Source organism: Ornithinimicrobium jinqii, assembly GCF_045032595.1.
GTDB lineage: Bacteria > Actinomycetota > Actinomycetes > Actinomycetales > Dermatophilaceae > Ornithinicoccus.
On the sequence record NZ_JBJFZS010000004.1, the window covers coordinates 108,775 to 128,216 of the forward strand.

General features: G+C 69.9%; 15 protein-coding genes. 5 read left to right on the plus strand and 10 right to left on the minus strand.

The genetic code is table 11. The annotated features are described in order from the left end of the window. Positions 1 to 106 precede the first annotated feature (106 nt). Positions 107 to 1,000, minus strand: a complete 894-nt coding sequence (locus ACI3ET_RS01800; RefSeq protein WP_405031237.1) for an NmrA family NAD(P)-binding protein — start codon at positions 998 to 1,000, stop codon at positions 107 to 109. 39 nt (positions 1,001 to 1,039) lie between these two features. Between ACI3ET_RS01800 and ACI3ET_RS01805 the strand changes: the two genes are divergently transcribed. Together ACI3ET_RS01805 and ACI3ET_RS01810 are read left to right on the plus strand one after the other, a co-directional pair. Further along, a complete protein-coding gene (locus ACI3ET_RS01805) occupies positions 1,040 to 1,522 on the plus strand; it encodes a MarR family winged helix-turn-helix transcriptional regulator (RefSeq protein WP_405031238.1) in 483 nt (160 codons plus the stop codon). A gap of 62 nt (positions 1,523 to 1,584) precedes the next feature. Beyond that, positions 1,585 to 2,151: an NADPH-dependent FMN reductase gene (locus ACI3ET_RS01810; RefSeq protein ID WP_405031284.1), complete on the plus strand. Its 567-nt coding sequence runs from the start codon at positions 1,585 to 1,587 to the stop codon at positions 2,149 to 2,151. Here the strand turns inward: ACI3ET_RS01810 and ACI3ET_RS01815 are convergent. From ACI3ET_RS01815 to ACI3ET_RS01825, 3 genes are read right to left on the minus strand one after another with little or no spacing between them, the layout of a single operon-like run. Further along, entirely contained in the window at positions 2,129 to 2,794 is a 666-nt protein-coding gene (locus tag ACI3ET_RS01815; protein WP_405031239.1) for an FMN-binding negative transcriptional regulator, read from the minus strand. The genes ACI3ET_RS01810 and ACI3ET_RS01815 overlap by 23 nt on opposite strands. Continuing rightward, positions 2,788 to 3,537: a B3/B4 domain-containing protein gene (locus ACI3ET_RS01820; protein WP_405031240.1), complete on the minus strand. Its 750-nt coding sequence runs from the start codon at positions 3,535 to 3,537 to the stop codon at positions 2,788 to 2,790. Before ACI3ET_RS01820 ends, ACI3ET_RS01815 begins: the two co-directional genes overlap by 7 nt. Then, positions 3,534 to 4,133: a helix-turn-helix domain-containing protein gene (locus tag ACI3ET_RS01825; protein WP_405031241.1), complete on the minus strand. Its 600-nt coding sequence runs from the start codon at positions 4,131 to 4,133 to the stop codon at positions 3,534 to 3,536. The genes ACI3ET_RS01820 and ACI3ET_RS01825 overlap by 4 nt, the downstream gene beginning before the upstream one ends. Before the next feature lie 78 nt (positions 4,134 to 4,211). On the opposite strand from ACI3ET_RS01825, the gene ACI3ET_RS01830 reads away from it, so the two are divergent. Together ACI3ET_RS01830 and ACI3ET_RS01835 are read left to right on the plus strand one after the other, a co-directional pair. Beyond that, positions 4,212 to 4,760: a hypothetical protein gene (locus ACI3ET_RS01830; RefSeq protein ID WP_405031242.1), complete on the plus strand. Its 549-nt coding sequence runs from the start codon at positions 4,212 to 4,214 to the stop codon at positions 4,758 to 4,760. Further along, on the plus strand, positions 4,760 to 5,047 hold the full coding sequence (locus tag ACI3ET_RS01835) for a transcriptional regulator (RefSeq protein ID WP_405031243.1): 288 nt from the start codon (positions 4,760 to 4,762) through the stop codon (positions 5,045 to 5,047). Before ACI3ET_RS01830 ends, ACI3ET_RS01835 begins: the two co-directional genes overlap by 1 nt. Here the strand turns inward: ACI3ET_RS01835 and ACI3ET_RS01840 are convergent. The 4 genes from ACI3ET_RS01840 to ACI3ET_RS01855 form a co-directional block, all read right to left on the minus strand. Next, positions 5,040 to 6,560: a pyridoxal phosphate-dependent decarboxylase family protein gene (locus ACI3ET_RS01840; protein ID WP_405031244.1), complete on the minus strand. Its 1,521-nt coding sequence runs from the start codon at positions 6,558 to 6,560 to the stop codon at positions 5,040 to 5,042. The genes ACI3ET_RS01835 and ACI3ET_RS01840 overlap by 8 nt on opposite strands. Next, the gene (locus tag ACI3ET_RS01845) at positions 6,557 to 7,927 is read right to left on the minus strand and encodes an MFS transporter (RefSeq protein ID WP_405031245.1); all 1,371 of its coding nucleotides are present in this window, start codon (positions 7,925 to 7,927) and stop codon (positions 6,557 to 6,559) included. Before ACI3ET_RS01845 ends, ACI3ET_RS01840 begins: the two co-directional genes overlap by 4 nt. Before the next feature lie 49 nt (positions 7,928 to 7,976). Further along, on the minus strand, positions 7,977 to 8,813 hold the full coding sequence (locus ACI3ET_RS01850; protein ID WP_405031246.1) for an SDR family NAD(P)-dependent oxidoreductase: 837 nt from the start codon (positions 8,811 to 8,813) through the stop codon (positions 7,977 to 7,979). Positions 8,814 to 8,975: 162 nt separating this feature from the next. After that, entirely contained in the window at positions 8,976 to 11,765 is a 2,790-nt protein-coding gene (locus ACI3ET_RS01855) for a S8 family serine peptidase (RefSeq protein WP_405031247.1), read from the minus strand. Between the two features lie 165 nt (positions 11,766 to 11,930). Between ACI3ET_RS01855 and ACI3ET_RS01860 the strand changes: the two genes are divergently transcribed. After that, on the plus strand, positions 11,931 to 12,401 hold the full coding sequence (locus ACI3ET_RS01860; protein WP_405031248.1) for a DUF4231 domain-containing protein: 471 nt from the start codon (positions 11,931 to 11,933) through the stop codon (positions 12,399 to 12,401). A 6-nt stretch (positions 12,402 to 12,407) separates the two neighbouring features. Here ACI3ET_RS01860 and ACI3ET_RS01865 read toward each other — a convergent pair whose 3' ends face one another. After that, positions 12,408 to 15,485, minus strand: coding sequence for a DEAD/DEAH box helicase (locus ACI3ET_RS01865; RefSeq protein WP_405031249.1), 3,078 nt, complete (start codon positions 15,483 to 15,485; stop codon positions 12,408 to 12,410). Between the two features lie 1,019 nt (positions 15,486 to 16,504). After that, entirely contained in the window at positions 16,505 to 19,378 is a 2,874-nt protein-coding gene (locus tag ACI3ET_RS01870) for a vitamin B12-dependent ribonucleotide reductase (RefSeq protein ID WP_405031250.1), read from the minus strand. Positions 19,379 to 19,442 lie beyond the last annotated feature (64 nt).

Here is a 19,442-nt window from a genome sequence, read left to right on the forward strand (position 1 = left end):
CCACCCGGCTCCGGCCAGAGCGTCGCCGCGGTCGAGAACTGTCATCACCACGACCGGCAGGGGCACCTCAGTGCCCGCGCCGTCGAAGTGGCCCTGCTCATCGTGATCACGGTCCTCGCGTGGCGCTGGCCGCGGGGCTGAGCGACCCGTCGTCGCGCTCGCGGAGCACGAACTCCAGGAAGGTGGCCGGCGGGCGACCGGTCACCTCCTGGACGTCGGCGGTGAGGCCCGCAGCGAGCCCAAGGCGGGCCGAGGTGTAGATGGCCGAGGTCACCGCGACCATGCCCAGCGGCATGCGCAGGGCGCGCCGCGCGTGCAGGGCGTACCGGAGCAGTCCCGGCCGCGCGTAGTGGACGGGCCGGTCGAGCTCCTCGCTCAGCACGGCGGCGACCTCGTCGTAGGTGAGCGCCGCCGGTCCTGTCGGCGTCCAGGCTCTCTGCGCGTGAGCGTCGGGGTCGAGGAGGCAGGCCGCCGCCACGGCCGCCACGTCGGCCGCGTCGACGAAGGCCGTCGCGCCCCGGCCGGCCGGCACCACGATCTGCGACCGTTCGCGCAGGTCGGCGCCGTGCGTGCCGGTGAGGTTCTGCATGAAGAAGGAGGCTCGGACGAAGGACCACGACAGCGACGACGCGCGCAGCCACTGCTCCACGGCGGCGTGCGGCACGAGACGGTTCCGCTCAGCCCCCTGCAAGGAGAGGAAGACGACGTGCTGCACCCCGAGCGCCTCCGCCCGTCGGAGCGCGGGGATCAGGTCGCGCTTCGGCCGGCCGAGGTGCGGAGGGCGCAGCAGGAACATCCGATGCACCCCGGTGAACGCGTCGTCCCAGGTCGCAGGGTCGGTGAAGTCGAAGCGCACCGTCGTCAGACCCGCTGGATTCGCCCGGTCGTCACCGGAGGGGGAGGTGGCGGCCGCTCGGACCTCATCGCCCGCCTCGAGAAGGAGGCGCACGAGGTGGGCGCCGACGTTGCCGGAGGCACCGGTGACCAGGACAGGCTGCATGTATGCAGAGTACATGGATCTTACATGTACGCTGCACGGATGCTTGAGCCCGCGGACCTCCCCCGCCTCGACGACGCTGTCATCCGGCTGCGCCGGCTCTGGTCGGGGCCGACCTCGCGGCACGTGGACGAGCTCCGGTGGCCGGGCGTGGAGCTGTCCACGATCCTGGTGGCCGACACGCTGCACCGGTTGGGCTCGGAGGAGGGCTCGCCGGAGCCCGAGGACGAGGTGAGCGTCGCGGCCGTCGCCGCGCGTCTCGACGTGGCCCCGTCCACCGCCAGCCGCCTCGTCGACCGGGCAGTGCGGTCGGGCGCGGTCGACCGCCGCCCGTCCGCGCACGACGCCCGGCGCACCGCGCTTGCTCTCACGACGACGGGCCAGCAGATGGTCAGCGAGGCCCGGAGCCACCGGCACCGGTTCCTCGGCAGCGTCCTGGCGGACTGGCCGGCCCACGACGTCTCCGCCCTCGCCGACCTGCTCTCCCGTCTGGCCGACGCGGTCCAGTCACCCCCGCGCGGCTGACCCGCGTCTGCCAAGGTGGGAGGGTGACCCGGGTCGGGCGCATCCCTGCACAGGAGGACACCATGGCGTACAAGGTCGGCTACCTCATCGGAAGCCTGTCGTCGGAGTCGATCAACCGCACGCTCGCCGAGGCGCTGATCAGCGTGGCGCCCGAGGACCTGGAGTTCACCGAGATCCGCATCGACAACCTGCCGCTCTACAACCGCGATCTCGACACCGCCTACCCCGCCGAGGCGACGGCGCTGAAGGAGGCGATCGCCGGCTCGCAGGCCGTCCTGTTCGTCACGCCCGAGTACAACCGCTCGATCCCCGGCGCCCTCATGAACGCGATCGACTGGGCCTCGCGGCCCTACGGCGAGAACTCGTTCGACCACGTGCCGGCCGGAGTGATCGGTGCCTCCCCCGGCGGGATCGGCACCGCCGTGGCACAGCAGGGCCTCCGGTCGATCCTCAGCTTCTGCAACGCCCGCCAGATGACGGCCCCCGAGGCCTACATCCAGTTCAACCCCGAGGCCTACGGTGACGACGGCACGGTCAAGGACGAGGAGCTGAAGAAGATCCTCACCGACTTCATGCAGGAGTTCCGCGACCACATCGCGCGGGTGCTCACGGTCCTTCCTCGGAGCTGATCGTCGGGGCCGCCCGCGCCAGCCGCCTCTCCTGCTGGGCCGCCGCGCCGGCGTCCAGACCCCGACCGCGTCGCCGCAGCTCCTCGGTCACCCGTTCCCGGTGCTCGACCGGCTTGTCGTCGTCGTACTTGAACTTCGCGTCGACCCCGAGCACCTCGAGCCGCACGCCGCGGATGCCGGACAGCATCCGGCCGTACGGCGCCTGCCCGACCGCCACGTCCGCGTGCCGCCCCTCGGGCTGCACGTCGGCCAGCTGCGCGGTGAGGATGTCGGCCTTGGCCTGCGGGTCGTCGACGACGGTGGGCCGGCAGCGGAAGTGCACCGTCGCGTAGTAGCTCGTCGGCACCCCCTCCTCCTCCGGCACGCCAGGCTTGGCGCGCCAGTGGCCCGGCACGGAGGCGTAGTCGCCGATCACGGTCAGCGCCACCTCCGCCGCCGCCTCCAGGTGCGTCCACACCGGGTTCGGCCGAGCCAGGTGCAGCAGCAGCTCGCCCTCCCCGACGGTGAAGTGCGTCGGCACCACGATCGGCGCTCGCGCCGGGTCCAGGTTGTTGACGACCAGGACCCCGAACGCCTCACGCCCGGCCAGCCACTCCCGCCACTCCGCCTCGTCGAGCGCCGCGTCCCACGGAAGGATCAGCACGTCACTCCTCCTCCGCCCGCGTTGTCCCCGGGCCGCAGCGTCCGCCGCCACGTCCGCACGCCCGACCCCTCCGGCGCGAGGTGCGCCACGAGGTCTTCCGCAGCCGCCTCCAGCGCCTCGCCGCTCATCGGGTCGAGCGCGTCGAGGATGAACAGGGCCGTCGTCGTGCCGTCGTGCAGCTGGGTGCGCCGGGCCTGGCGCCAGTTCCACCGGCGGCCGGTCACCCCGGCGTCGTCGCACCACACCACCTCGCCGACCTCCGGGTGCTCGACCACGCCGGCCCCATCGGCCGCGGTGTCGAACGGCTCGGCACCGGTGGCGCGCACGAGCCGCGGCGGACCGGCATACCTCGTGAGGTCCTCCCCGCCCAGCGGCACCTGGTGCAGGACCGACACGGCGTTGTAGACGTCGGTGAGCCGGTTCACGCGCGGCAGCCCCGCGGGCGCGCGGCGGGTGAGCGCCTCGAGGCTGTTGCGGGTGCGCTGCGGCTTGGCGCCGAAGGCCCGGTATGCCGCGCGCCACGCCTCCACGTGCGGGAGCTCCTCGACCGGACGCTCGGCCAGCAACGCACGTGCCGACTCCTCGGCGGCGACCAGCAGAGCCTCGCTGGCGTCGTCGCTGACGGCCGGGGCGATCCCGTCGACGACGACCAGCAGCGCGCGGTAGTCCGGCCGCAGCGCGAACACCGCCTCGTCGACGCTGGCGCCCGCCAGCAGGTCCTCGGGCGTGCGGGGGGTGGTCATCGCGGTCTTCCTATGGCGGTGGTCCCGACCCCTGGCTCCAGGACGGCCAGGGAGAAGCGGGCGGGTATGACGCTCTCGTTGCGGTAGGCGTGCGGGACGTCGCCGGCGAAGCCCGCAGCGTCGCCCGTGGTCAGGATGTGGGTGGCGCCGTCGATCTCCATCACGACCTCGCCCTCGAGGACGTGCAGCAGCTCGTGCGTGCCGGCGGCGTGCGCCGCGCTCGTGTGTGCGTCACCGGGCGCCAGCGTCCAGTCCCACAGCTCGAGGACGTCGGGTGGGCGGGTGCCGGCGACGAGCACCGCGCAGCCGCCGTTCGGGCTGGTCCACAGCGCCGCCCCCTCGCCGGACCGGGTGACGGTGACGAGGGCTCGTTCTGGAGGCTGGACGAGCGCGGGCAGCCCGATCCCGAGCGCGTCGCTGAGCCGCAGCAGCGTGCCGACGCTGGGGTTCGCCGAGCCCTGCTCCACGTTGACCACCATCCGGCGACTCAACCCCGCGGCCTCGGCGAGCTGGTCGAGCGTCCACCGGCGGTCCTGGCGCTCGTGGCGCACCCGCCCGCCGATCGTCGCCGCGAGCGCGGCCGCGTCATCGTTCACGCGTGCACCATACTGCACTCTGCGTGCAAGACAAGGGACCACTTTCCAAGCTGGAAACTGTGGTCTAGACTTTCCAGCATGGAAAACACAGAGTGGGGCCCCGACCGGGCGGCGGCAGCTCTCCGCGAGGCTGAGGCAGACCGCATGGCGCTGGCCGGCAGGATCGGTCCGTCGAGAAGGTTCCTGGTGGCGCTGGGTCTCGTGATCGCGGTGCACATCGGCGTGGTCGCGACGGGGTTCGCCCGACAGCAGCTCTGGATCATCGGTGTCGGTCTCGCGATCTTCGTGGTGGGCGCCGCCGTCCAGCTCTGGGTGGTGCGCCGCCTGAGCGGCGTGTGGGTGGCCGGCTTCGCCAGGCATGTCGTGCTCGGGACGGGCGCCCTCGCCTCCGGGACCTACGTGGTCGCCCTCGGAGCCGCGACGTGGGCGGCCTTCGCCGAGCAGTGGTGGCTGGTCGCCGCCGCAGCGGTCGCTGGCGGGGCTGCGTACTCGGTCGCGGGGCGCAGCTGGCTGAGCCGCCAGCGCCGAGATCCTGACCGCTCCTGGAGCGCGGAGCCGATGGCGGTGCAGGCCACCATGGTGGTGGTGGCACTGGCAGGGCTCGCGGTTCTCGTGCTGGTCAGCTGATGGCCGAGCTCGACGAGCACCTCGTGGCGCCGAGTCGACTCAGGCTGATGACGATGCTGGCTCCCGTGACGGAGGCAGAGTTCGCATCGATCCGCGACGCCCTGCACGTCAGCGACTCGGTCCTCTCCAAGCACCTCGGGGCGCTGGAGGGCGCGGGCTACGTCGATCGCCGCAAGGGAGTGTTCGACGGTCGTCGCTCCACCTGGATCGCCCTGACCAAGGCAGGACGCCTCGCGTTGAGCGGCCACGTGTCGGCCCTCCGCGAGCTGATCGACGGCGTCAGCTGAGCGTCCGGTCGCGCCCGGGCCGTGGCTCGGTGAACGCAGCGAGGAACTCGACGAGCATCCGGGCGCTCACGTCCCGGGGCAGCGTCTCAATGAGGGCGAGCACCGCCGTCAGGTCCAGCTCGCCGTCCTCCCGCGCGGCTCTCGCCAGCTCGGTCGGGTCGGGCAAGGACGACTCCCTAGGCGCTGGGTCCGACCCACCGGCGTCCCCGCCACCAGGACCGCCCGACGCCTGCCCACGCACGTCGTCGGCCCCCGCACGAAGCGCCTCGAGCAGCTCGCCCAGCACCTGGTCGGTGACGGGGGTGACCGTGAGGTGGGTCGACCGCGGCAGGACGGACCCGTCGGCCTGGGTCAGGCCCGGCTGGCCCTGCAGCACGAACTCCCTCCTAGCGACCGCGGCGGCCCACAGGTGCGGGTCGACCCGGTCCTCCCCCGCCGCAGACTCGTCGGCGACGACCGCCATCAGCGGGCCGGTCGGGTCGCCGAGCACGCGCAGGCCGGGGATCCCGTCGACGCGGGCGCGCACCGCCGCCGTGGCCGAGACGAGGCGCCGGGTCAGCTCGACATACCCCTGCACTCCGAGCGCGCTGGTGACCGCCCACGCGGCGGCGAGGGAGGTCGCGGAGCGGGACCCGAGCACGGTGGGGTTCACCACCGGGTAGCCGGGCCAGTCGGTGAGGGCGAAGTAGCGCGCCCGGTCCAGCGCGCGGTCGGCGAAGAGCAGGAGCGAGCTGCCCTTGGGGGCGTAGCCGTACTTGTGCAGGTCAGCGGAGATGCTCGTCACGCCGGGAACCCGGAAGTCCCACGGCGGCACCGGCCCGCCGCCCGCGGCCTCCCAGAACGGCAGCACGAGCCCGCCGATGCAGGCGTCGACGTGGCACGGGACCCCGGCCTCCCGGGCGGCGGCCGCCACCTCCGCCACGGGGTCGAGCACCCCGTGGGGGTATGCCGGTGCGCTCACCACGACGAGGGCCGTCGCCTCGCCCAGGCGCTGGGTGATGGCGGTGGCCGGCAGGGTGCCGGTCGCGGGGTCCACGGGGACGACGTCGACGTCCAGGTCGAGGTAGTGGGCGGCCTTGTGGAAAGCGGCGTGAGCCGTCTGCGGCAGCAAGATCGTCGGTCGAGCCGTGCTCCCCGGGTGTCGCTCCCGCCAGGCCTCCCGCGCAGCCTTGACCGCGAGCAGGCAGCTCTCGGTGCCGCCGGAGGTGACGGAGCCGACGGCGTCCGGGCCGTGCAGGATCTCCCGTCCGAAGGTGACCAGGTCCCCCTCCATCAGGGCGACGGACGGAAAGGTCGTGGGGTCCAGCCCGTTGACCGCCTGGACCTCGCGGGCCGCCCGTGCGGCCAGCTCGTCGAGCGCGGCGAGCCCGCTGTCGTAGACGTAGGACAGCACCCGGCCGCCGTGGGTGGGGGCGTCGTGCTCCCGGTAGGCGGCGAGCCGCGCGAGCACCCCGTCCGTGTCGAGCGGGATCTCGTCGGGGCCCGGGGAGGTGGGCTCGGACGGGCACGTCATACGGGATCCTTGATCTGCTCGACGGCGACGGGTGAGGGCTCCTGGTAACGCCGCAGGACCAGCAGGCTCACGCCGACGAGCACGGCGGGCACCACCGAGAACGCGACGACGATCGCGGCGAGCGCCGCGTCGGGCTGGGTCACGACCGTGTCGGCGGCGCTCGACCGGAAGCCGGTGACGCTGAGCAGCAGCAGCACGATCCCCGGACCGAGCGCCAGTCCCCCGGTCTCCGCCGCGGTCCAGAGCCCGCTCATCGCCCCGCCCCTGCCGCGGCCCGCGGAGGTGATGACGTCCGGCAGCATGGCGAGCGGGAAGAGTTGCATCCCGGCGTAGGCGATGCCGGCGAGGCTGACCGGCAGGTAGAGCCAGGCACCCGGGGCCCACACCAGCGCGACCATGCTGAGCGCGGCAACCGCGAACAGCACCGACGCGAGCGCGAGCGACCGGGGCTTGCCGTGCCGTGCGGCATACCGCGTCCACAGGGGCATGACGAGGAGCGCCGGCGCGACGAGGGCGACGAAGATGAAGGTCAGGGCGGACTGCTGGCCCAGGGTGTAGGTCGCGACGTACTGGGCGGTGGCCAGCATGATCCCCGTGGCGACCGCCTGGAGCACGAAGACGACGAGCAGGACGCGGTATGCCGGCACGTCCCGGAGGGCGGTGAGCCCCTCGCGGTAGCCACGCAGGGCGCTGCTCCTGATGCCGGCGTCCGTGGCCACCGCACCATGAGGGACGGACCGGTGGCCGCGCACCCCGAGGACCGTGCCGAGCATTCCCCCGAGCAGCATGGCCGCGACGACGACGCCCATGAGCAGGTAGCCGGCGACGCCACCGCCCGCTGCGTCGCGCACCGCCGGGCCACCGGCGCCGACGAGCAGGATGGCGAGGGCGAGGACCGCGATCCGCCAGCCCATGAGCCGGGTCCGCTCGGCATAGCTGTCTGTCAGGTCCGCGGGCAGGGCGATGTAGGGGACCTGGAACAGGCTGAACGACGTCGTGGCCAGCAGGAAGCACACCGTCACCCAGCCGGCGGCCAGGGCCGGCGACAGACCCTCCGGGACGGCGAACATCCCGACGAAGCCGACCGGCAGGGTCACCGCACCGACCGTCATCAGCCGGGTGCGCGTGCCGCGGTCCCTGGCCTCGTGGTCGCTCAGCGCACCGACGGCCGGGTCGATGAGGACGTCCCAGACCTTCGGGACGACCACCACCAGCGTGGCCAGGAGCGCCGGGACGGCCAGCGTGTCGGTGAGGTAGTAGGCCAGGACCAGCCCCGGCAGGGTCGCGAACCCGCCCGTGCCGACGCTGCCCGCGGCGTAGCCGGCGACGGCCCGGCGCGGGATGCGCTGCGTCGCGGTCGGGGTCATGGGCCGCAGACTAGCCGGGGCGGGCCCGCCCCACCCGTCCTGAGCGGAACTACCGCCCGGTGACGCCCAGCGCAAGCATGTCCTCGCTGCGGTCCCACAGTCCGCGGGCCAGGGCCTCGTCGTGGACCTGCGGGTTCACCTTGCCGGGCTTGTTCTTCTCGTAGTACTCGCCCGAGCGCCAGGTGACCCCCGGCGTGCCCTCGGCGAGCCAGACGAGCCGCTGCCCGCCGGTCTCCACGCTCGTCATCAGGTGCTTGAGCGGGGTGTGGTAGGCGAACCGCATGACGCTGGAGGTGTCGTTGGCGAAGTTCGTGGCGATGCCCCCGGGGTGGAAGGCGGCCGCGGTGACACCCCGGTCGGCGTAACGGCGGTGGAGCTCCTTGGTGAAGAGCACGTTGGCCAGCTTGGCGTCGCCGTAGGCCTTGTTCGCAGTCCAGCCCCGGCTGTTGTCCAGATCGTCCAGGTCGATCTTCCCGAACAGGCGATGGCCGACGCTGGAGGTCTGGATCACCTTCGCCCCGGACTCGAGCAGGCGGTCCATGAGCAGGTGGGTGAGCAGGAACGGCGCGAGGTGGTTGACCTGGAACGTCTTGTCGAACCCGTCGACCGTCGTCTCCTGCGTGAAGATGCCGCCCGCGTTGTTGGCGAGCACGTCGATGCGCGGGTATGCCGTGAGCAGCTCGGCCGCGAGGGCCCGCACCTGGGCCAGGTCCGCGAAGTCGGCGACGTGGAACGGCGCGTCTACCTCCGCCGCGACGGCGGCGGTCTTCTCCGGCGAGCGCCCCACGACGACCACGCGGTGACCGTGCGCGCTCAGCTGGCGGGCGGCTGCGGCCCCGATGCCGTCGCTGGCGCCGGTGATGACGATGGTCTGCTGCTCTGGCATGGGGGGGTCCGTCTCCTCGAGGGCCGCGCGGTGTGCGCAGTGGTGCAAGGCGCACGTGTCGCTCGTTCTTCCCGCGGCCCGCCCCCTAACGCTGGGCGCGCCGGAAGGCGGGCCGCGAGTTTCTGCGGCCCGCCCGCTGGCGAAGAGGCGCGCGACGGGTGATCAAAAGTCGGTGAGCACGCCGCCCTGATACTCGTAGCCGGTGAGCGAGGGGCCCCACGAACTGCCGTTCCACCACTTGTGGTAAAGCGCCCGGTCGGTCCCGCGCACGAACACGTCGAGCCGGTTCGGGCCCCAGCTCACGACCCGCGGCGGGGACGTGCAGACCCCGCCTTGGCGCTCGTAGCCGGTGAGCGAGGGTCCCCACGAACTGCCGTTCCACCACTTGTGGTAGAGCGCCCGATCGGTGCCGAGCACGAAGACGTCCAAGCGGTTCGGGCCCCAGGCGACCGCCTCGGGCGGACTCGTGCAGACCCCACCCTGGCGTTCGTAGCCGGTCAGCGAGGGTCCCCACGAACTGCCGTTCCACCACTTGTGGTAGAGCGCCTTGTCAGTCCCGAGCACGAACACGTCCAACCGGTTGGGTCCCCAGGCGACGGCTTTGGCGGGACTGGTGCAGACCCCGCCCTGGCGCTCGTAGCCGGTCAGCGACGGTCCCCAGGAGCTGCCGTTCCACCACTTGTGGTAGAGCGCCTTGTCCGTGCCGACGACGAACACGTCGAGCCGGTTGGGACCCCAGGCGACCACCTCGGGCGGCTCGGTGCAGATGCCGCCCATCCGCTCCCACCCGGTGAGCGAGGGTCCCCAGGAGTTCCCGTCCCACCACTTGTGGTAGAGCGCCCGGTCGGTCCCCAGCACGAACACGTCCAGCCGGTTCGGGCCCCAGGACACGACCTTGGGCGGGCTGGTGCACACCCCGCCGAGGCTCTCCCACCCGGTGAGCGAAGGTCCCCACGAGCTGCCGTTCCACCACTTGTGGTAGAGCGCACGGTCCGTGCCCAGCACGAACACGTCCAGCCGGTTCGGGCCCCACGACGCGACCTCGGGACGGCTGGTGCACACGCCGCCCTGGTACTCGTAGCCGGTGAGCGAGGGACCCCAGGAGCCGCCCCACCACTTGTGGTAAGTCGCCCGGTCGGTCCCGATTCCGAAGACGTCGAGCCTGCTCGCGCCCCACGAGACGGCCGGCCCGGACACGCGGGGTCGTGCGGCAGCACGGACCGCGGCGTCGGCGTTGAGGAAGGTGCCGATGGGCCGGTCGGGCGCGGTGACGGTCGCCGTGCCGGTGTTTCGAAGGATGGTGCGGGCCTCGCCGTGGGTGAGGCTCGGGTTGAGCTCGAGCATGAGCGCCGCCACGCCGGCCACCTTCGGGGTGGCGCCGGACGTCCCACCGAAGCCGTTGCGGTATGCCGTGTTGGAGCCCTGCCCGCAGGTCAGGTCGCTGCCGGAGTCACCGGGCGCGCTGACGGTGATCCGGGGCCCGAAGTTGCTGAAGGAGGCCCGACGGTTCTCCGTGGCGTGGTACTCGGTGGCTCCGACGAGGATCGAGCCCGTCTCCGGGATGGCGCGGCCCTGGTCGTCCAGGCCAGCGTCGCGGTTCCCGTTGCCGGCGGCGACACACACCACGACCCCGGCCGCGATGGCGGTGCGGATGGCCGCGTTGACCGCGGGCACCATCTCGTAGTTGCCGAACGACCCGGTCTGCACCTCCAGGATGATGACCTTGCGCCGGCCTCCGCTGCTGGTGGTGCGCACCCAGTCGATCGCGCGCGCCCACGTGTCGCCGCCCAGCGGGGTGCCCGGCCCGCTGTCGGCCTGCACGGGCCAGAGGCTCGCCCCGTGGGCGATGCCGGCCATACCCAGGTTGTTGACCGCGCCACCGGCGATGCCCATGACCGCGGTGCCGTGGCTGGCGCTCCCGCCGGTGGTGACGTTGGTGCCGCCGTCGAAGGAGTTGAAGGCCCGGCTCATGTCGAACCGGGGGGCGAGGTCCTGGTGGCTGGTGCGGTAGCCCCAGTCGATGTCGGCGACGACCACGCCGTTCCCGGACGAGTTGGCCCACGCACGGTTCACGCCGCACCGGAAGATGTACCACTGGTTCTGCATGCCCGTCGCGGGGTTGACCACCAGCTGCGACGAGCTGCCCACCAGGGGCTCGGTCAGCGGGGACAGCGGCGGGAGTGCCCGGGGCATGGGTATGGCGCGCGCGACCTCCGGCAGCGCGTCGAGCTGGTCGGCGATCGCCCGGGTGTCCGCCGCCGCCGGGAAGTGCAGCGTGACGAAGTTGGCGAGCGTGGGCAGGTCCTCACCCTCCGCATCAACCCCCGGCGCGTCGGCATCCAGCTGCTCCTCCGAGACCAGGAAGCTCGACTCGGCGCTCTCCAGGTTGTTCTCGCGCAGGATCTGGTTCAGCTCAGAGACGTCGTCGACCCCTCCGCTGGCGATCTCCGGGGGGCTGTCGCCACCCCCGGCCACGATCTCCGGGCGGACCTGGTCCAGGAACTCGACCGCCACCACCCCCGGCTCGTACATGTCCTGGGAGTACTCAGCAGGCGGCTCGTCACCGCCGGACCCGAAACGGTAGCCGTCGTCGACCTCCTCCAGCTCGGCCGTGTCCCCGACGGCGTTGGCGGCGGCGGCGTGCGCGTCAACCGGCTCCGGAGCCTCGTCGGCCCCCATGTCTCCGCCGCCCGACGGCATCTCGCTCCCTCCGGAGTCCACGCCGCCCGACGGCATGCCGCTCGACCCGGCCGCGCCCACCGCATCGGGGGCCTCGTGGTCCATCCCGCTCATGGTGTCCGTGGGCATGCCGCTGGCCGCGTCGGGCTCGACCTCCCCCGGCATGCTGAACTCGTCGTCGTCGTCCCCCACCTGGCCGGAGGGCATCTCCGCGTCCGGTCGAGCCTCGTCGCCGTCGTTCCTGCCGCCCACCTGCGAGCCGTCGTCAGCCATCGTCCTGTCCCCGTCTCCCGAGTCGTCCCTCCAGCGCCGTGCGCGCCTCACGACCCAGTCTGCGAACGAATCAAACGCACCACCATGAGTAGTTCGACCCATTGACTCCCCCGCGACCGCTGCACCACAATGTGCCGCTGGCAGCGTCGGCGATAGCCTCTCCCCGTGGCACAGCAGACCGTCACCATGCGGAACGAGCTACCCGACCCGAGCGACGAGACCGCCCGGGACCATCTCGCCTGGCTCGAGTACAAGGCGCAGTTCCACGACTACTCGGTGAGTGCGAGCCGTGCTCGAGTCCTCTACCAGGCGTCTCAGGCACTCATCATCGTTGCGGCCGCCCTGATCACCCTCTCCGCCGCCCTCACCCGACAGGCGTGGATCGCCGCGTCGTTGGGAGCCCTCATCACCGTGCTCGGCGGCGCGCAGCAGCTGTGGCACTGGCAGGCCAACTGGGTCGACTACCGCCGCGCCGCAGAGGAGATGCGACAGCACGGTTTCGCTTTCGCTGCAGGCACCCGGCCATACGACACCCCTGAGAAGTACGAGCTGCTCGCCGAGCACCGTCGCACGGTCGCCCTCAACGAGAACTCCGGGTGGGCGGAGCGGACGGCGAAGCAGCTGAGGAAGGCTTGAGGGCCGTCAGCTTGCGACAACCGTTGCAGCAGCAAAGAAGTCGGCCGGCAGCGAGTGCTCGAGCTCCCAGGTGATCGCGATGGGCCGGTCACCGGTGTGGCTCCGGTAGCGGGCCGGGCCGAGGAAGAGGTAGGGGCTGGTCCCGAACTCGTCCTTCTGCTCCTCACGGGCGAAGATCAGGACGTTGCTGTCCCCTTGCAGGTACCGCTTCCCGGTCTTGGAGTCGACCGACGTCGTCGACTGCGACTCCCAGTGAAACAGCGTGGGGCTGATCGGGTAGTCGCGATACATCGTCGTCGGCGAGTAGTTGGCCTCTGACTTCTTCAAAGTCACGAAGAACGCGTCGACATTCACGTCCGCGGCATACAGCACTCCTTCGCGGAACGAGTTCGGTCTCCTCTCCAGGGATGCGTAGCCCAGGGCGGCGAGCACCTCCTCCCGCTGATACCGCGCGTGGACGCGCAACGGGATGCCGCTGAGTGGACCCGAGAGCGCCGGGGTCTGGTGACGCGCCGCGTCGAAGGACAGGTCGACGACGCTGCGGAGCTCGTCCCGGGTCGCCTCCTCTGCTCTCAGTGCGTCCAACCCGGCGGTATAGGAGTCATGGCCTCCACCATCGGGCCACACGGAGAAGAAGAGCATCCGCGCCATCGTCTGCTCCGCCGCAGACAGCTCGTCGAACGGCGGCGAGTCATCGGAGAGCAGGTGACCATAGGACTCGGCGCGGTCTCTGTCGTCGACATGGGCGAACGCGCGGATCCGCTTGAGCAACTTGTCCTCCAGGGGAGAGCCTCCACGGTTGGGGAGGCCGGCGTCCCGACGAAGCCTGGTCCATGAGTGGGAACCCCGACGCAAGATGTCCGACAGCTCGACCCCCGACTCCTCCAGGAAGGTTCCCAGCTCCTGATCGCCGTAGGACCGCAGCTCGGCCACGATCTGACTCCACCTGTTGGAGATCTGCGTCCGGATGTTGTCCAGGACGATCGCTTGCGACTGCCGGTCCATGACGATCTGGCAGCCGGCCGGCAGGAAGGGGAAGCCCTTCTCGATGTCCTTGACCAGGCCACGCCGGGTGCTGCCCGTCAGCGCTCGCAGCTTCGGTTCGAACCTGAACTCCTTGCGGTGGTAGCCGACGAAGTCCAGGACGGTGAGCACCGCCTTGTCCTGCGTCCGTCGCAGGCCACGTCCCAGCTGCTGCAGAAAGACCGTCGCACTCTCGGTAGGCCGTAGGAAGAGAACAGTGTCGACGTCGGGCAGGTCGAGGCCCTCGTTGTAGAGGTCCGCTGCGAACAGGATGTTGACCTTCCGACTCCGCAGGTCTCGCAGTGCTTGCTCGCGTTCGCCCTGCGGAGTGTCGCCGCTGACGGCCCGCGCCGGGATCCCCGCCTGGTTGAAAGACTCGGCCATGAAGCGCGCGTGGTCCACGCCGACGCAAAACCCGAGCCCGCGCATCGCACCCGGGTCGAGGACCTTGTCACGGAGCTGCTTCACGACGATCTGCGCACGAGCGTTGTTGCCGGTGTACAGGTTCTCTAGCTCGTGCTCGTCGTAACGTCCGCGCGTCCACGTCACGTTGCGAAGGTCGGTGTTGTCCGCGACGGCGAAGTAGTGGAAGGGGCACAGGAGGTCCGCACCGAGGGCGTCCCAGAGCCTGAGCTCCACGGCAGTGCGACCGTCGAAGAAGGCTCGGACGTCGAGACCGTCCGTCCGCTCGGGAGTGGCTGTCAGACCGAGCAGCTCCCGGGGCTGCAGGTGGTTGAGGATCCGCCTGTAGGTGGCGGCTTGCGCATGGTGGAACTCGTCGATGACCACGACCTCATAAGCATCCCTCGGAAGATTGGTGACTCCGTAGGCTGTGAGCGACTGGACACTGGCGAAGACATGCCGCCAACGCTCCGGGCGGGCTCCCCCGACGTACAGCTCGCCGAAGTCTCCGTCCGCGAGGACCTCTCGGTAGGTGCGCAGGGATTGCTCGAGGATCTCGCGCCGGTGGGCTACGAAGAGAAGGGACGGCTGTTCCCCCGCCGCGTCGCAGAGTCCGCGGTAGTCGAGGGCAGCGACGACCGTCTTGCCCGTGCCTGTCGCAGCAACGACGAGGTTGCGGTGACGATCGTGGACGCTGCGCTCGGCCTCTAGCGCCTCCAACATCTCAAGCTGGTAGGGGAAGGGCCTGACCTGCAACCCCGACAAGGTGACTGTGACGCTGGAGTGCTGCTTGCGCCCCGACCCCTCAGCAAGAGCATCATCAAGGCGGTCACGGTCACGGTCCGGGTCGTACAGCTCGTAGGCGCTGTCGTTCCAGTAGGTGTCGAACGTCGCCCCGAACTTCGCGAGGAGCGTCGGGGTCGCGACCTTGGAGAGACGAACGTTCCACTCGACGCCGTCCAGCAAGGCCGCCCGGGAAAGATTCGACGAACCGACGTATGCCGTGTCGAAGCCGGTCCGCCGGCGGAACATCCACGCCTTGGCGTGCAGTCGCGTGCGCTGCGCGTCGTACTGGATCCGGACCTCGGCGCCGAACTCGCGTACCAGCCGGTCGAGCGCCGCTCGTTCCGTTGCTCCCATGTAGGTCGTGGTGATGACCCGCAGCGGGACTCCTCGTTCGCGCAGGGTGGTCAGCTCGCGAGTGAGCAGTCGAAGACCGTGCCACTTCACGAATGCGAGCAGGAGATCCACCTCATCTGCCGACGCCATCTCGGCCTTCACCTCTGCCCCGAGGTTCGGCTCTCCCCTGGCGTTGGTCAGCAGGGCAGCGTCACTCAACGGGGTCGCCGGCCGTGTCGTCGTTGTTCCCGGTAGGCCCGGTACGCGGGTGTCGAGGACCGCGAGAAGATGCCTGGCCGGGTTCAGCACCTCGTCGTCGCCCACCGCGAGATGCTGCAGAACGCTGTTCACCAGCGCCAGCCGTTGCTCATCACTCTTGATATTGCTCAGACGACGCCGCAGGACCTCGTAGACGTGGCGGCTCAAGACGGCCGGAACGTCCGCCTCGGCGACGGCCCCCAAGTGCACTGAGTCACCGAGTGACTCGAGCCGCTGACTCAACTGCGCAGTGAGTAACTCTTCATAGATCCCCCGTTGCATCGGCACAGCTTGTCAGAGACGGAAAGGACGCATCTCGGCGGCCTGTCGACAGCGGGCTTCCCCCGTCGGATTCCGTTTTGCTGACGAGCACGTATGTCGGACCCATCTGATAGTCCGGAACCAACGGAAGGGGAGGGACGGTTAGGAGACACATGAGGCCGCCGGCCTCGCCGGTAACACCGGAGACACCGATCTTGTGCCCTCCGTGCGAGAAGGAGCATCCGGCGTCACACTACAACCGAGACACGAGGAGGTTCAGTGGCCTCGCTCAAGTCTGTCGTGAGGAGCAGCGTCGCCGCCGGCAAGACCCAACTGAGAAGAAGATGACCAGAGAACGTGATAAACACCGTTGGGAAGACCCTAAATATCGTGCGAGATCGTTGGCGGTCGTGCCGAGCTATGGAAAGTTGAGGCAGTGCGACCTGAAGAGAGCAAAGCTGCGACTATCGGTTATCGTCAACGAGTGGAAGCGTCAGTGATGCGTCGACTGCCGGTACGCGGATGTTCGCGCCATAGATCCTGACCATGTCTCGGGCAGCAAGGTGAACCATGTGTCCCGTCTTGTGCAGTTGTGCGTTTCCGAAGACAGGTTGCGTGCTGAGCTATCGAAGTGCGAGCCCCGCTGCGCTCGCTGCCATCGCAAGCGCACCAAGACGCAGCGTTTTTCCCGCTGGAGGCAGACAGGAGTTGTGTTACCACCCTCATGGATGCGAAGGCCGGACACCCAGGACGTCAACAACGTCATCAAGGTCGCTCTGGGCTGTTAGGACTGCGCATGGAGAGGTGACGCCCGCGCGCTCGACTGGGACCACGTGCACAGACCGAGGGTGTCGAATATCAGCATTCTGATCGCTAATGGCGCTACTTGGTCGACTATTCTCGATGAACCGGCGAAATGTGAGCTGGTGTGCGCCAACTGCCACCGCCTGCGAACCTTGATCCGAACTAGACCAGCGGAATGAATTCATAGGGCAACGAAGAAAGGCCCGGCGTGTTCAGCCGGGCCTTTCTTCGCTCACTCAGCTGCAGCCGCTGGTGCTCCCGCACCCCTCGCACACGTAGCACGAGCCGGCCGGGCGCATCTTCGTCCCGCAGGTCATGCAGATCGGGGCGTCAGCGACCTTGCCCTGGAACTGCTCGAGCAGCTCGGTCGAGGAGTGGACGCCGGGCTCGACCTTGCGGGCGTCGGCGGCACCGGAGCCGGAGACGTCGGCGACCCTCTCGGACTTCTTCGCCGGCGTGGTGGCCGCGCTCTGGCTCAGCGTCTCCAGCTCGTCCTCGAGCTCCTCGTCCGACCCGCTGGACGGGGTCGGCGCGTAGGAGCCGGTCTCCAGCTGGCGGGCCCGCTCCTCCGCGCTGTGGATGCCCATGAACGAGCGCGAGTCGAAGTCCAGATAGTCCAGCGCCAGGCGGCGGAAGACGTAGTCCATGATCGACTGCGCCATGCGCACGTCCGGGTCGTCGGTCAGGCCGGCGGGCTCGAAGCGCAGGTTGGTGAACTTCTCCACGAAGGTGTCCAGGGGCACGCCATACTGCAGCCCGATGGACACCGCGATCGAGAAGGCGTCCATGACGCCGGCCAGGGTCGAGCCCTGCTTGCCGAACTTGAGGAACAGCTCCCCCAGCTCGCCGTTGTCGTAGGTGCCGGCGGTGAGGTAGCCCTCCGCGCCGCCCACGGCGAAGCTCGTGGTCTGGCTGCTGCGGCGCTTGGGGAGCCGCTTGCGGACGGGACGGTACTCGATGACCTTCTCGACCGGCGCCTCGTCCTTCTTGTCGGACTTGGCCTCCTTGCCGTCGGAGAGCGGCTGGCCGACCTTGCACGCGTCACGGTAGACCGCGAGCGCCTTCAGCCCGAGCTTCCAGCCCTGCAGGTAGACCTCCTCGATCTCCTCGACGGTCGCGGACTCCGGCAGGTTGACCGTCTTGGAGATGGCGCCGGAGAGGAACGGCTGGACCGCGGCCATCATCTTGACGTGGCCCATGGGCTGGATGGAGCGGGCGCCCATGGCGCAGTCGAAGACCTCGTAGTGCTCGGTGCGCAGGCCGGGGGCATCGATGACGTGGCCGTGCTCGGCGATGTACTCGACGACCGCCTCGCTCGTCTCCTGGGTGTAGCCGAGGTTGTTCAGCGCGCGCGGCACCGTCTGGTTGACGATCTGCATGGAGCCGCCGCCGACGAGCTTCTTGAACTTCACGAGGGAGAAGTCGGGCTCGATGCCGGTGGTGTCGCAGTCCATCATGAAGCCGATGGTGCCGGTGGGGGCCAGCACCGAGGCCTGGGCGTTGCGGTAGCCGTGCTTCTCGCCGAGGCGCACGACCTCGTCCCACGCCTTGGTGGCCGCGCGGTGGATCTGCGCGTCCATGGTGTGCAGGGTGCGCACCTCGTCGTTGGCCGACTGGTGCTTGCGCATGACGCGCTTGTGGGCGTCGGCGTTGCGGGCGTAGCCGTTGTAGGGGCCGACGACCTCGGCCAGCTCGGCGGAGCGCTTGTAGGCGGCGCCGGTGAGCAGCGAGGTGATCGAGGCGGCGAGCGCGCGGCCGCCCTCGGAGTCGTAGCCGTGGCCGGTCGCCATGAGCAGCGCGCCGAGGTTGGCGTAGCCGATGCCGAGCTGGCGGTAGTTGCGGGTGGTCTCACCGATCGGGTCGGTCGGGAAGTCCGCGAAGCAGATCGAGATGTCCATCGCGGTGATGACGAGCTCGACGACGGCCTGGTAGGTCTCGACGTCGAAGGTGTCGTCGTCGCGCAGGAACTTCAGCAGGTTGAGCGAGGCGAGGTTGCACGAGGAGTTGTCCAGCGACATGTACTCCGAGCAGGGGTTGGACGCGGTGATGCGGCCGGTCTCGGGGTTGGTGTGCCAGGCGTTGATCGTGTCGTCGTACTGGATGCCCGGGTCGGCGCACTCCCACGCGGCCTTGGCCATCTTGTCGAACAGGGTCTTGGCGTCGACGGTCTGGATGACCGAGCCGTCCTTGCGGGAGGTCAGGCCGAACTCGCGGCCCTCCTCCACGGCGTTCATGAACTCGTCGGTGACGCGGACGGAGTTGTTGGCGTTCTGGTACTGCACGGACACGATGTCCTTGCCGCCCAGGTCCATGTCGAAGCCGGCGTCGCGCAGGGCGCGGATCTTGTGCTCCTCGGCCGCCTTGGTCTCGATGAACTCCTCGATGTCGGGGTGGTCGACGTCGAGCACGACCATCTTGGCCGCGCGGCGGGTCGCGCCGCCGGACTTGATGGTGCCCGCGGACGCGTCGGCGCCGCGCATGAAGGAGACGGGGCCCGAGGCGGTGCCGCCGGAGGAGAGCAGCTCCTTGGAGGAGCGGATGCGGGAGAGGTTGAGGCCGGCGCCGGAGCCGCCCTTGAAGATGAAGCCCTCCTCCTTGTACCAGTTGAGGATCGAGTCCATCGAGTCGTCGACGGACAGGATGAAGCAGGCGCTGACCTGCTGCGGGCTGGCGGTGCCGACGTTGAACCACACCGGGGAGTTGAACGAGAAGATCTGGTGGATCAGCGCGTAGGTCAGCTCGTGCTCGAAGACCTCGGCGTCCTCGTCGGTGCCGAAGTAGCCGTTCTCCTTGCCCGCCCTCACGTAGGTCAGGACGACGCGGTCGACGAGCTGCTTGAGACCCGACTCGCGCTCCGGGGTGCCCACCGCACCGCGGAAGTACTTCGTCGTCACGATCGTGGAGGCGTTGACCGACCAGAAGTCGGGGAACTCCACGCCACGCTGCTCGAAGATCGTCTCCCCGGACTTCCAGTTGGTCTGGACGATGTCCCGCTTCTCCCAGGTGACCTGGTCATAGGGGTGGACGCCAGGCGTGGTGAAGATCCGGTCGATCTTCAGGCCCTTGCCGCCCCGGCGGGTGCGAGCCTTCGCCCCTGTCGTCTCGGTCATGACTTCATCTCCTTGGTTCTGGTGGGACAACGGTCTTCCTCTTCTTGTATGCAGTGCAGCACCG

Bases quoted from the DNA above. Each gene is read 5' to 3' on its own strand.
- ACI3ET_RS01800 (WP_405031237.1), bottom strand. From the start codon at position 1,000: ATGCAGCCTGTCCTGGTCACCGGTGCCTCCGGCAACGTCGGCGCCCAC.
- ACI3ET_RS01805 (WP_405031238.1), top strand. From the start codon at position 1,040: ATGCTTGAGCCCGCGGACCTCCCCCGCCTCGACGACGCTGTCATCCGG.
- ACI3ET_RS01810 (WP_405031284.1), top strand. From the start codon at position 1,585: ATGGCGTACAAGGTCGGCTACCTCATCGGAAGCCTGTCGTCGGAGTCG.
- ACI3ET_RS01820 (WP_405031240.1), bottom strand. From the start codon at position 3,537: ATGACCACCCCCCGCACGCCCGAGGACCTGCTGGCGGGCGCCAGCGTC.
- ACI3ET_RS01830 (WP_405031242.1), top strand. From the start codon at position 4,212: ATGGAAAACACAGAGTGGGGCCCCGACCGGGCGGCGGCAGCTCTCCGC.
- ACI3ET_RS01835 (WP_405031243.1), top strand. From the start codon at position 4,760: ATGGCCGAGCTCGACGAGCACCTCGTGGCGCCGAGTCGACTCAGGCTG.
- ACI3ET_RS01840 (WP_405031244.1), bottom strand. From the start codon at position 6,560: ATGACGTGCCCGTCCGAGCCCACCTCCCCGGGCCCCGACGAGATCCCG.
- ACI3ET_RS01845 (WP_405031245.1), bottom strand. From the start codon at position 7,927: ATGACCCCGACCGCGACGCAGCGCATCCCGCGCCGGGCCGTCGCCGGC.
- ACI3ET_RS01850 (WP_405031246.1), bottom strand. From the start codon at position 8,813: ATGCCAGAGCAGCAGACCATCGTCATCACCGGCGCCAGCGACGGCATC.
- ACI3ET_RS01855 (WP_405031247.1), bottom strand. From the start codon at position 11,765: ATGGCTGACGACGGCTCGCAGGTGGGCGGCAGGAACGACGGCGACGAG.
- ACI3ET_RS01865 (WP_405031249.1), bottom strand. From the start codon at position 15,485: ATGCAACGGGGGATCTATGAAGAGTTACTCACTGCGCAGTTGAGTCAG.
- ACI3ET_RS01870 (WP_405031250.1), bottom strand. From the start codon at position 19,378: ATGACCGAGACGACAGGGGCGAAGGCTCGCACCCGCCGGGGCGGCAAG.